Raw genomic sequence first — 12927 nt, 5'->3', positions numbered from 1 at the left:
GATGACGCACTTCCGCGCCCCGCGCGCCCTCGCCGCCATCGCCCTCGCCGGCAGCGGACTGCTCGCCGCCGCCCCCGCCCTCGCCGCCACCCCGGCCACGGCCGCCGGCGTCCCGTCCGCCCCGTCCGCGGCCGACGTCACCGCGGCCGCCGCGGCGGCGAAGGCCGCCCCCGTCGTGCAGACCCTCGGCGGGTTCTTCGCCCACGGCTCCGGCCAGGGCTCCTCCGACGCCCGCCAGGCGCAGGCCGCCGCCCCGGCCCGGGTGGTCGGCGACACCGTCCCCGTGTACTACCTCAACCCGGACTTCGTCGCGGCGGCCTCCGCCGGGGCGCCGGTCGCGAAGTTCGCGTTCATGGCGACCGAGGCCGACGCGGCCGACGGCCGCAAGGCCTCGGTGTGGACGGCCCCCGACCCGCACGCCGGCGGGTCCTGGGCCGAGATCAACATAGCCTCCGGCAGCGACGAGACCGACCACGCCGCCGCCGCGGCAGCACTGGGCCGCGGCGCCGTCGCCTTCGAGGAACCGCAGATCCGGGCCTGGTACGCCCTGGTCGACGGCCAGGTACGGCCGCTCAACCCGGACGCGGTCCGGTCCGTGGGCGACGCGGGCATCACCCTCGCCCAGTACCAGCAGGTGGTCCACGACCGGTACGCCGACAAGCTGCCCGGCACCGACTACGCCAAGGCGCACCTGCTCGGCGGCTTCGACCGGGGAACGGTCCCCGTCGCGGCGCCGGCCGGCGACTCCACCCCGACCGCCGCCCTGCTCACCGGGGCGGGCACCCTCCTCGCCGCCCTCGGGCTCGGCACCGCGCTGCTGCGCCGCCGCCGGGCGGGCCGCGGCACCGCCTGACGGCACCGCCGTTCGGCTTCCACACTGCGAACGGCGCTGACGGCGGGGCACCTCCGGGTGTCCCGCCGTCGGCGGTTTTCGGCGGAAAGCCCGCACGGTAATTGACGGCACATCACTTCTTAATTCACGACCATCCGGGCCCTTTCGCGCACGCGATCGGGGGCCCTCTTCGCATCTCGGACACCTCGCCCACCTGGGGTGATGTCATCGAAATGACTCCATTTCTCACGACTCCTCAGCGTAAGCGATCTGTTACGCAATCGTCATCCTGATTGGTCACTGGGAGTCAGCTGAGAATGAGAGATTGTGCTTCGGCTTCAATCGAGCCATTCAAAACAATGCACATCTCTTGAGAGAGTCTTTGATGAAACGACGGTCTCGGGCCTCGTCCGCTTTTGCGGGCGGGGCCTTCTCTACGCGTCGGATGCGCCCCGTATCAGCGCTCCTGACGCTCGGCCTGCTGGTGCAGGCCGGTGTGGTGGTGGACGCGGTGACGGCCGCTCCGGCCACCGCCGCACCCTCACCCGCCACTCCGCCCGCCGCTCCGGCCACCGAGGCACCTGACGAGGCTTCGGCGCTGCTCTCGGCCCGGCTGCAGAAGCGGCGGATCGAGGTCACCAACGCCCGGACGGAGTTCACCACCCTGTGGGCGAACCCGGACGGCACGCTGACCTCCGACCGCTCCACCGGGCCGATCCGGATGAAGGTCGGCGACGCCTGGGTGCCCGTCGACACCACGCTGGTGCAGACCCCGGACGGCAAGGTCGCACCGAAGGCGCACCCGGGCGGGGTGGTCTTCGAGGGCGGCGACGCCGGGGTGACGGTCGGCGACAGCCTGCCGGGCGCCGCGATACCGACGGCCGCACCGAGCACTGCTCCGGCCACGACTCCGAGCGCCGCGGCCACCACTGCGCCGGCCACTGCGCCGGCCACGTCGCCCAGTGCGATACCGACGGCCCCCGCTTCCGCGTCCCCGTCGTCGTCCCCGTCGTCGTCTCCGTCCGCCTCGGCTTCGGCTTCGGCTTCGACCTCGGCTTCGACCTCGGCTTCGGCTTCGGCCGAAGCGAACCGGGCCTCCCGCAGCGGCGCCCGCGCCGCCGCCCCGGCCGCCGACCCGCAGTCCACCCCGGCCGCCCCGGTCCCCGCCGAGCGCGAGCTGGTCAAGATCGGCTCCGGTGAGCAGCAGGTCAAGTTCGGCTGGCTGGGCAAGCTGCCCAAGCCGAAGTTGGAGGGCAACAAGGCGACTTACGTCAACGCCCGCCCCGGTGTCGACCTGGTGCTGGAGGCCACCCGGACCGGTTTCGAGCAGTTCCTGATCGTCAAGGACCGCTCCGCCGTCGCCCAGACCGGCACGGTGACGCTCCCGCTGGACACCACCGGGCTCACCGTCTCGCCGCAGCAGGACGGTTCGATCCAGCTGCTCGACAAGGCGACCGGCAAGGCGACGGTCAAGATCCCGACCCCCGTCATGTGGGACGCCGCGGTCGACCCGGCCTCGCAGGAGCACCTGAACCGCGGCCCGGTGACGATGGAGGTGCGCGGTCAGGGCGCGGACACCGAGCTGGTGTTCACCCCGGACGCCGCCTTCCTCGCCGACCCGAAGACCCAGTTCCCGGTCACCATCGACCCGGTGGTGGACGTCGGCACGACCTTCGACACCTACGTCCAGACCAACGAGAACATCGACGCCTCCGCGTCGACGGACCTCAAGCTGGGCAGCTACGACGGCAAGGTCGTGGCCCGGTCGTTCCTCACCGTCCCGGGCGGGTCGTTCAACGGCAAGCAGATCCTGGGCGCCACGCTCAACCTCGCCAACCATCACTCCTCGTCCTGCATCCCGAAGCAGTGGGAGGTCTGGAACGCGCCCGGCGCGGCCTGGTGGACCCGCTGGGGCAACCAGCCCGCGATGGAGCGCAAGTGGGCCACCTCGAACGACACGTACGACGTGGCGAACGACGGTGACACCCACGACTGCTACGCCTCCGACGGCACGTTCTGGGCCAAGGCCGACGTCACCGAGATGATCCGGTACTTCGCCGGGTTCGGTCACAACGAATACGGGTTCGCCCTCAAGGCGGCCGACGAGTCCAGCAACCTGTCCTGGAAGAAGTTCAGCTCCGCCGAGGGCTACTGGCCTCCGTTCCTCTCGATCACCTACAACACCGTCCCGGCCACCCCGGCGACGGTGGAGGTGCAGCCCTCGCAGCAGGGCAACCCCCGCTACACCTCGGACGCGAACCCGCGCTTCCAGGTGCAGGCGGCCGACCCCGACGGCGACCCGCTGAAGGTCTACCTGGACCTGTGGCGCGGCGGCACGTTCATCGGCAGCATCGTCCGGGACACCCCGAACGGCGCGATCGCGACCGTCCGCCCCTCCGACTACGGCATCGCCAAGCTCGACGAGGGCGTGCAGTACACGATCTGGGCCATGCTCGACGACGGCAAGTCCCGCTCCGGCTGGGTCGGCACCAACGTCATCGCCGACACCGTCAAGCCCGGTACGCCGTTCGTGAGTTCGGCGGACTACCCGGCGGACGGGCTCTGGCACGGCACCGCCAACCAGGCCGGGTCGTTCACCTTCTCCCCCGCCCCGGGCACCGACGACACCGCGGCCTACGTCTACACCCTGGACGGCGGCACCCCGGTGACGGTCGCCGCCACCGGCGCGCTGACCACGTCGATCACGCCGACCACCGAGGGCCGGCGCGTGCTCAGCGTGCAGTCCAAGGACCGCGCGGGCAACCTGTCCCCGCCCGCGACGTACACCTTCCAGGTCGGCCAGGCGGGCATGAGCTCGCCGGTCAACGGCACCCAGTCCGCGAAGCGCGTCAAGCTCGCGGTCGACGCCCAGGCGCAGTTCCAGCGCGTCGTCTACCAGTACCGCCGTGGCCCCGGCGCCGCGGAGTACAACGTCCCGCGCACCAACCTGACCAAGGCGGACAACACCGCGGTCACCGAGGACAAGCCGCGGCTCGCGGACCTCGGCCCGCACGCCAACTGGAGCGTCCTCGACACGCTCGGCCAGGTCGGCGGCGTCGTCCAGGTCCGCGCCCTCCTCTTCCCCGAGGACGGCTCCGGCAACGGCTACGCCACCGTCTGGAACACCATCACGGTCGACCGCAACGCCGACGGCGCGACCGGCGCCAACATCGGCCCCGGCTCGGTCAACCTGCTCACCGGCGACTACTCGACCGACGTCACCGACGCCGACGAGCGCGGTCTGTCGGTCAAGCGCACTGCCTCCTCACGTGACCTCGGCCGCGGCTGGCAGCCCCAGGGCGAGCGTCTGACGCTCAACCAGCGCCAGGTCGGCACCGACCTGACCGGCTTCACCGCCGGCCAGGCGACGCTGTCCCGCTCCACGGTCCGCGGCCACGACAACTCGCCCGACTCGCTCCTGGTCGTCCCGGCCGGCTCCGGCTGGGACTCCTTCGCCGCGCTCGGCCCCGAGTACACGCTCGGCCAGGGCATGCAGCCCGGCAAGACCTACCGCCTCACCGGCTGGATCTACGTCCCCGGCGCGACCGGCCTGGACAACCCGCTGGCCAACCGAGGCCTGCGGATGGTCGGCGTCTACCGCACCCCGGCAGGCTACGGCGAGACCGCCTCTCCGAAGGCGTCGTTCACCGACGGCTGGCAGCAGCTGACGCTGGACCTGACGGTGCCCAAGGACGCCACCGAGGCCTGGTTCCGCCTCTACAACGGCAACACCGCCGGCAGCGGCAAGGAGGTCTTCTTCGACGACCTGTCGCTGAAGGAGATCGTCGCCCCGTTCGGCCCGCAGTGGGCCGGCGGCCCGGACGCGGGCACCGGCTCGGACTACCGGGCGCTGTCCTTCCCGCAGTCGGACCTGGTCGAGATCAAGGACAACGACGACACCTCGCTGACCTTCGCCAAGGGCACGGACGGAACGTTCTTCCCCGAGCCGGGCGCCGAGTCGCTGTCGCTCAAGGCCGTTCCGGCCAAGTCCGGTGCGATCGTCCTGTCGACCAGCGGCCAGTGCCTGGAGGTCCCGAACGGCGCGGCCGGTAACGGCGCCCGGCTGCAGCCCGCTCCGTGCACGGGCGCGTCGAACCAGCAGTGGACCCGCGGCGACGACCTGACCCTGCGCCTGCTCGGCTACTGCCTGGACAACCCCTGGGGCCAGACCGGCAACGCCACCCCGCTCACGCTGTGGGGCTGCAACGGCGGCGACAACCAGCAGTGGGAGGTGCGCACCAACGGCACGGTCATGAACCGCCACTCGGGCCAGTGCCTGGACGCCGACAAGGGCGCCTCGATCTGGGTCTGCTGGGCCGGCCCCAACCAGGTCTGGGACATCCAGACCGCCGGCACCGCCTACGAGCTGAGCGAGCTGGACGGCTCGAAGACCGTCTTCGCCCGCCAGGCCGGTTCGAACATCTACCAGGTGGTCAGCGAGACGGGGCCCGACGCGGCCTCGACCACCCGCTACCAGTACGACACCACCGACGGCCGCTCGCTCGTCAAGCGCATCGTCCCGGCCGTCGAGCCGGGCATCGACGACGTCAACGGCTGCACCGTCGACCCGCTGCCGCGCGGCTGCGAGGTGATGGAGTACGACTACGCCAAGGTGACCACCGCCACGGCCGCGACCCCGGGTGACTACCTGGACCGCGTCCGCGGCGTGAAGGTCTGGACGTGGAACCCGGCCACCTCCAAGCAGGAGGCCGTCGAGGTCGCGCACTACGCGTACGACGACCGCGGCCGCCTCACCCAGGTCTGGGACCCGCGCCTGGCCACCCCGCTGAAGACCGCCTATGGCTACGACGACGCCGGCCGGGTCACCCGGATCGGCAGCGCCGGTGAGCTGCCGTGGAACTTCGACTACGGCAAGGCGGCGGCCGACCAGGACCCTGGCCGTCTCCTCAAGGTCCGTCGCGGCATGCTCGCGCCGGGCAGCAAGGACCAGGTCACCGGCGAGGCCGCATCCAGCGTCGTCTACGACGTGCCGCTGACCCGCGGCGCCGGCGGTCCGTACGACCTGGCGGGTGCGGACGTGGCCAAGTGGGCGCAGACCGATGCGCCGACCGACGCCACCGCCGTGTTCGGCCCCGAGGACGACCCGGGCACCAACACCGCCTCGGCCGCCAAGCCGGGCCCGGACGCCTACAAGTCGGCCTCCATCCACTACCTCAACGCCTCCGGCAATGTGGTCAACACCGCAATCCCGTCCGTCACCCCCGGTGGTGACATCGACACCAAGGAGTACGACCGCTACGGCCACGTCGTGCGCGGTCTGGGGGCGGCCAACCGCTCGATCGCGCTGGGCACGTACCCGGATGCGGACAAGTTCGCCGCCGAGCTGAACCTCCCGGCGGACTCCGCCTCCCGCGCGCGTCTGCTCGACTCACGTACCACGTACTCCGCCGACGGCCTGGACGTGACGGAGACGCTCGGTCCGGTCTACCGTGCCTCGCTCGCCGAGCAGGTCAACGGGCAGACCAACCCGGCCGTCGTCACGGCCGAGGCCGAGAAGCTGCCGCAGCTCGGGACCAACGCCAAGGTCCAGATCGACAACGACTGCTGCGGCGTCACCTGGTCCGGCGGTGCCCAGCTGGGCATCCGCGGCACGGCGGCGGGCGCGTTCGACGCGATGCGCGTCACCGTTCCCGAGGAGGGCGAGTACGTCCTCTCCGGCCAGCTGACGAAGAACAGCGACCACGGCGTCATCCAGTGGGCGATCGACGGCAAGGACGTCGGCCAGCGGATCGACACCTACAGCGCCAGCGGCGCAGTGGCCCCGTACACCACCGGCGCACCCGTGAAGCTCACGCGCGGCGACCACGAGCTGAAGCTCACCGTGGTCGACACCAACGCGGCCAGCGGCGGCGAGCGGTTCCACACCGGCATCGACACCGTCACCCTCACCAAGGCGACCGTCAACCCGACGCTCGCCGCCGGGACCCCGGTCGTCGCGCGGGACCACAACACCAACACCTACGACGAAGGGAAGCCCGACGGCCAGACCTACCACCTGGTCACCACCGCGACCGACGGCGCCCGCATCGACGGCTACGCCGACGACGTGGAACTGCGCGTCACCAAGACCGGCTACGACACGCCGATCGGCGGCACCTCCGGTTGGACGCTGAAGGCGGCCACCTCGGTGACCACCGACGCACTCGGCGCCAAGCTGACCGCCTACGTCAAGCTCGACGCCTCCGGGCGGGCGCTGGAGTCCCGCAAGCCGGGCTCCACCGGCAATGACGCTGGGACGGTCAAGTCGGTGTTCTACACCGCCGGAACCAACCCGGACGACGCCGCGTGCGCCAACCGCCCGGAGTGGGCGGGCCTGCCCTGCGTCACCATGCCGGGCGGCGCCGTCACCGGGGCGGACGCCTCGCGGATGTCCACCACGCTGCCGGTGAAGCGGGTCACCCGCTACTCCGCGTTCAACGAGCCGGAGGAGACGACCGAGACCAACGCGGGCAAGTCCCGCAAGACCGTCACCGTCTACGACGCCCTGGACCGGATCGTCTCGACCGAGATCACCTCGGACGAGGGCAAGCCGCTGCCGAAGGTCACCACCGAGTACGACCCGGCCACCGGTGACATCGTCAAGACGACCGCCGGCGGCAAGTCGCTCACCCGCGTCCTGGACGCGCTCGGCCGTCTGATCTCCTACACGGACGCCGACGGTGCCACCACCACCACCGAGTTCGACCGGTTCGGCAAGCCGGCGAAGGTGAGTGACCAAACCGGGTCCACCACCTACGCCTACGACCGGGCGAAGGAGCCGCGCGGGCTGGTCACCTCCGTGACCGACAGCGTGGCGGGCGAGTTCACCGCCAAGTACGGTCCGGACGGCCAACTGGTCGAGCAGACCTACCCCGGCGGGATCGTCCGCAAGGACACCTTCAACGCCGTCGGTGAGGCCACCGGCCGCACCTACACCCGCACCTCGGACAACACGGTGGTCTGGGCCCAGACCACCGACATGTCCACCCAGGGCCAGGTCGCCAAGGACACCAGCTCCACCGCCACCCGCTCCTACCAGTACGACCGGCTCGGCCGGCTGGTGAAGGCCGAGCAGACCACGGTCGCGGCCGGCTGCGTCACCCGCCAGTACGCCTTCGACGCCCACTCCAACCGCCTGTCCAAGCAGACCTCCCCGCGCGGGGCGGCCGGCGAGTGCAGCACGGCCGGGGCCACGGCGGAGAACCACACCTACGACAGCGCCGACCGGCTCACCGACGCCGGCTTCGTCTACGACGCCTTCGGGCGCACCGTGAAGACGGCCACCGGCGCGACCAACACCTACTGGGCGAACGACCGCGTCGCCGCCCAGGAGAAGGGGGACACCAAGCAGGAGTGGGCCGTCGACGCCGCCCACCGCCTGACCGCGTTCACCACCAGCAAGAAGCAGGCCGACGGCTCCTGGGCCAACGCCACGTCGAAGCTGAACCACTACAGCGACGACTCCGACGAGGTCCGCTGGACCGTCGAGGACACCGCCCAGGGCACCCTGACCCGCAACGTCTCGGGCCCGGACGCCGATCTGACGGCCACCACCAGCAAGACCGGTGACGTCCAGCTCCAGCTGACCAACCTGTTCGGCTCGGTGGTCGTCACCACCGACACCGCGCTGACCAAGCCGGTGGTGCTGGACTTCGACGAGTTCGGCATCCCGCAGGACGGTCAGGCCAACGTCCGCTACGGCTGGCTCGGCGGCAAGCAGCGCTCCGCAGAAGCCCAGGACGGCGACATCCTCATGGGTGCCCGCCTCTACAGCCCGGCCCTGGGCCGCTTCCTCCAGATCGACCCGGTCCCCGGAGGCAACGCCAGCCCGTACGACTACTGCACCGGCGACCCGGTCAACTGCACCGACCTCGACGGCAACTGGGGCATGCCCAAGTGGCTGAAGAAGACGGTCGAGGTCGTCGCCAAGGTCGCCGAGGTCGCCGCCTACATCCCCGGCCCCATCGGCGCGGTGGCAGCAGCCGTTTCCTCGGTCTCCTACGCAGTGGCCGGGGACACGGCGAAGGCCGCCGAGATGGCGGTGGTCGCGGTGGCTCAGGTCGTCGGCGGTGGAGCCGTTGCCAAGGCCACCATCACAGCGGTGAAGGCCGTACGGGTTGCGGCTCGGGTGGATCGGATAGCGACCAAGGCCAAGGTGGTCTACCGATACGCGCGGATCCAGAACACGGAGGCCAAGGCCCGCTACGCCAGCAAGTTGGCCGACAAGTACAATGGCGGCAAGAGCCGGGTGATCGTCGAGGGCCGGAAGACGAAGTGGTACTACGACCTTCGTGGGAAGACCCACACCAACAAACTCGGTGGCGGGAAGACCGAGAAGGTCCCGACCCCGCACAAGGTACCGAGCTACCGCGAGCCCCGGGCACCGAGCGGCTGGGGTCCGCTCCAGCGGAACAACACCCAGCGCATGACCTGGCGTGACATCGGACGGGCCCAGTTCCATCTGATGAAGCCGAAGAAGAAGGGAATCAAGTGAAGGCCCGATTCAGCGGTCTGGAGGCATGGGAGGCCCCGGGCGACTACGTCGAGCTCGACGTGCCGGGCGGCTTCATCGACCTCCACAACGACTGCGAGCTTCACGGCGTCGCCCTGGTGGGCTACCCCAAGGCGACGGTGAGCCTGGAGTTCAGGCACCCGACCCGCGGTCGCTTCGCGCTGGAGTTCCACGACGCCGGCGAACTGGTCATGCAGCAGACCGCGGTGAGCTCGGACGGCTGGCAGGGTGACCCTCCGGAGGAACCGGACGGGATCGACACTGTCACGTACTACGAGTACGGGGCCGACCTGCCACCGGTGTTCGAGATCGTCGCCTCCACGCTCCGGCTGAAGTTCCGGGCCTGGGAGGTGGCGCTGCGGCCGCTCGCGGCGTAGCACCGAACTGAGGGAGCCCCCGGCCTCCGCGATCGGCCGAGAGCCGGTCGCGGGGGCCGTTCCACGTTCTGCCGTGGCCGGTCACCGTGTCACTGGACGCGCCTGGTAGAGCGGGAATCGACCTGCAGAGTGGAGGCAGTTGGATGGGACAGGAAGGACTACCCCCGGGGTGCTCGGTGGAGGATCTCGTGGCGGCGGCCCATCGGTCCGGGCGGTTCGCCGGGATCGAGGCGGTCGAGGTCGCGGCCGAGCCGAGGCTGGTCGACCTCCATCTGGAGGCCCTGTCCGGGCACGAGTATCTGGTGATGTTGAGGGAAGACCTCGGCGAAGCCAGAGTTCTCTACGAGGACTACGTGTTCGACGGCGTCCCCGCCCATCGGGTCCTGGATTTCGTGGACCTGGTGGCACGGGGTGAGGTCGACCTCTCGCCCACGCGGTTCGGGCGGCAACTGGTCCTGCGGGTGTCCCTGCCCGAAGGGACCTGGGCCGATCGGCGCCGATTCGCCGACGATCTCTCGGATTGGGAGAAGAGCGTCATCGAACGTCGCTGACGGTGGGAGCGGACATGCACCAGCCGCAGGGGCCCTGCCCGTCCTGAGCCCCTCACGACTCCACGTTCAGCGCCCGGGAGAGGGCGGTGAGGAGGGGGAGGGTGGGGGCGGCGTGGCCGGCTTCGATGGCGCGGATCTGGGCGTCGGTGAGGTCGGCGCGCTTGGCGAGGTCCGCGATGGAGAGGCCGAGGGCGGTGCGGCGCTCGCGGACGGCGCGGGCGAGGGCGCCGGCCGGGTCGCCGTCCGGGTGGGCGGGGAAGTCCTCGATCAGTGGGTGCGCGCGGTTCACCGGACCTCCTCATTGCCGGGCGGGGGCGCACAGCCTGACACGTGATCACAGCGGGAAGTGCGAAGCGGCGGTCAAGGATTCTTGACCGCCGCTTTGTCGTCCGGCCACTTGACTCGCTACTTGACGGGGTGCGGGTGGCCGAGGTGGGGGAAGACGGGGAGGACGTCGGTGTGCGGGGGGATGTGGTCGCTGGTGATCTTGCCGCCGGAGACCATGGTGAGGCGGGCCGAGGTCACGTCGTCGACGAGGGTGCGGCCGTTGGGGTAGGCGGCGGGGCGGGAGCGGTCGTAGCGGAGGATGTCCGGGAGGACTAGCTTCAAGGTCTCGGTGGCGGCGGCGGTGGTGTAGTCCCCGGTGTGCTGGAGGACGGCCGTCCAGGCCTCGCGGTAGGTGTCCCAGTCGTCGGCCGGCTCACCCGCGTTGTACGCGTCCTTCACCTCCTCCTTGTTGAAGTAGGCGGTGAGGGAGGGGTGCGCGCCACGGTCGACGGAGACGAGCCGGCCGTCCTGGCGGAGGCTGACCCGGGCCCAGACACCGATCGTCGGGTCGGGGCCGAGGTCGGTGTCGGGGACTTCGAGGGCGATGCCGAAGACGTTGGCGTCGGCCATGGCGTCCTTGCCGGTCCAGGTGAAGTCGTTGACGATCCCTTCGAGGTCGGCGAAGAAGGGATCGCTGCGCAGGCCGACGGAGAGCTTGCGGCCGTTCGCCTCGATGACGTCGGGCGCGTCCCCGAAGGCGACCGGGGCTTCGGAGAACAGGACGTCCCCGGTGGGCTCGTGCTTCTGCGCGGCGGCGCCGGTCGCCCGGTGGACGGTGACGGTCTGGGCGCCGGTGTGGGTGGGGGCGGAGAAGGTGAAGGAGTAGGCGACGTCGGCGCGGTGGTCCCCGTCGGTGTCGATGTTGATGCGGTACACGGCGTCGGGGTGGAACTCGGCCGCCTGGGTGGGGGCGTAGGGGTTCGCGTTCATGATCAGGACGGTCCGGCCGGGCGCATCGGCGGCCGGGAAGGCGAACACGTCGGTCAGGTCGAGCCGCGAGTCGCCTCGGGGCGAGCGGAGGTTGGGGCCGCTGAGGTGATGGGACATGGGACCGTTGGTAGCAGCCCCCACCCGACACCGGCCCGACGACACCCGCATTCCACCCGCCCGTCCGCCGATTGGCCGTCATCTCCCGACGGACCCCCGACGGTACGCCGACGGCTCGCCGCGCGGAAGCGGCGAGCCGTCGGGAGAAGGCTGAATCAGACCTCGGCGGCCGCAGCGAACGCCACGAACGCCTGCCACGAGGCTGGCTCGAAGGCCAACTGCGGGCCGCTCTTGTCCTTGGAGTCACGCACGTGGACCACACCAGGCGTCTCAGCGACCTCGACGCACTGAGCCTCCTCGTTCGTGCTGTAGCTGCTCTTGAACCACGCCAACTCGGACATGCTCACCGCTCTCCCAGGATCATCTCGATCAGGGCCAGGGACTCCCTCAGGCCCAGGGCCTGTGCCCTGATGCTGCTGTACCGTGCGGCCATATTACGGACTTCCACCGGATCCGTGATCAACCGGTTCACGTGCTGCGCAGCCGCATAGGCGACCTGCGGCCGACCGGGAGGGGTGAGGATCGTGAAGGAGCCGCCCATGCCAGCGTGGTTCATCCGGTCGAGCGGCATCACCTGGAGCTCGGGCCCTCGCACCTGCCCCACCTTGAGGAGATGCCGGAGCTGCTCCGCGTGGACGTCCCACCCACCCAGGGGTCGACGCAGCACGCTCTCGTCTACCACCCACGTCACCACCGGCAGGGGCCATCGGGTCAGGATCTCCTGCCGAGCCAGCCGCGCCGCTACCCACTCATCGATCTGCTCGGGAGAGAGCAGCGGCCGCCGCATCTCGTACAGCGCCCGAATGTAGGCCTCAGTCTGGAGAAGCCCCGGGATGACCATCGTGCTGTACTCGTGGATCTCAACGGCCCGGCCTTCCTCGGACGTGAAGGCCCTTGAGGAAGCCGGGTGCCGCTCGCTGATCCGAATCTTCGCCTTCATCACGTCGTCCGCGACGACCAGCAACGCGCCGCCCGCGCCGAGGACTTCGTCCGCCTTCGTGAGGATCTCGACTCTGGGCGTCCGCTTGCCGCGCTCGACCGCTCCCAGCTGGTCCTCGCTGTACCCGAGCTTTTCAGCCAGCTCACGCTGCGTCAGCCCGGCCCGCTCCCGGAAGTGCCTGATCAGCTTGCCCACCGCAGCGTAAAACTCCGCAACTCCATCGGAGTTCTCCACCGTCTCGCCGTCATCGAAGACCGTGCGCTCGACGCCACCCACGATAATCACCCACCCGTTCGACCGACTGATCCGGGCCGACCTGCGGGCCAACCCTCCGCATTCGA

8 protein-coding genes are annotated in these 12927 nt (G+C 70.5%); 4 read left to right on the top strand and 4 right to left on the bottom strand.

Translation table 11 applies throughout. From position 1 onward, the window contains the following. The first annotated feature begins 1 nt into the window (after nt 1). The 4 genes from ACFVHI_RS04975 (at nt 2) to ACFVHI_RS04960 (ending at nt 10272) form a co-directional block, all read left to right on the top strand. Nucleotides 2-853 carry a hypothetical protein gene (locus tag ACFVHI_RS04975; RefSeq protein WP_380335832.1) on the top strand — a complete coding sequence of 284 codons (852 nt, stop codon included), beginning with the start codon at nt 2-4 and terminating at the stop codon, nt 851-853. Nucleotides 854-1277: 424 nt separating this feature from the next. Beyond that, the gene (locus tag ACFVHI_RS04970; RefSeq protein WP_380335829.1) at nt 1278-9326 is read left to right on the top strand and encodes a ricin-type beta-trefoil lectin domain protein; all 8049 of its coding nucleotides are present in this window, start codon (nt 1278-1280) and stop codon (nt 9324-9326) included. Continuing rightward, a complete protein-coding gene (locus ACFVHI_RS04965; protein ID WP_380335826.1) occupies nt 9323-9721 on the top strand; it encodes a hypothetical protein in 399 nt (132 codons plus the stop codon). Before ACFVHI_RS04970 ends, ACFVHI_RS04965 begins: the two co-directional genes overlap by 4 nt. Nucleotides 9722-9897: 176 nt before the next feature. Next, nucleotides 9898-10272 carry a hypothetical protein gene (locus ACFVHI_RS04960; RefSeq protein ID WP_380335823.1) on the top strand — a complete coding sequence of 125 codons (375 nt, stop codon included), beginning with the start codon at nt 9898-9900 and terminating at the stop codon, nt 10270-10272. A 52-nt stretch (nt 10273-10324) separates the two neighbouring features. On the opposite strand, the gene ACFVHI_RS04955 is transcribed toward ACFVHI_RS04960, so the two are convergent. The 4 genes from ACFVHI_RS04955 to ACFVHI_RS04940 all read right to left on the bottom strand — a co-directional run bounded on the left by ACFVHI_RS04955 (nt 10325) and on the right by ACFVHI_RS04940 (nt 12862). Continuing rightward, a complete protein-coding gene (locus ACFVHI_RS04955; protein ID WP_380335820.1) occupies nt 10325-10561 on the bottom strand; it encodes a helix-turn-helix transcriptional regulator in 237 nt (78 codons plus the stop codon). A gap of 116 nt (nt 10562-10677) precedes the next feature. Then, nucleotides 10678-11646: a DUF4331 family protein gene (locus ACFVHI_RS04950; protein WP_380335817.1), complete on the bottom strand. Its 969-nt coding sequence runs from the start codon at nt 11644-11646 to the stop codon at nt 10678-10680. A gap of 155 nt (nt 11647-11801) precedes the next feature. Continuing rightward, nucleotides 11802-11987, bottom strand: coding sequence for a DUF397 domain-containing protein (locus ACFVHI_RS04945; RefSeq protein WP_380335814.1), 186 nt, complete (start codon nt 11985-11987; stop codon nt 11802-11804). 2 nt (nt 11988-11989) lie between these two features. Further along, on the bottom strand, nt 11990-12862 hold the full coding sequence (locus tag ACFVHI_RS04940) for a Scr1 family TA system antitoxin-like transcriptional regulator (RefSeq protein ID WP_380335811.1): 873 nt from the start codon (nt 12860-12862) through the stop codon (nt 11990-11992). Nucleotides 12863-12927 lie beyond the last annotated feature (65 nt).

The sequence above is a fragment of the Kitasatospora sp. NPDC127121 genome (genome assembly GCF_042677305.1).
Taxonomy (GTDB): Bacteria; Actinomycetota; Actinomycetes; order Streptomycetales; family Streptomycetaceae; genus Kitasatospora.
This window is presented reverse-complemented; position numbering and strand designations above follow the sequence as displayed.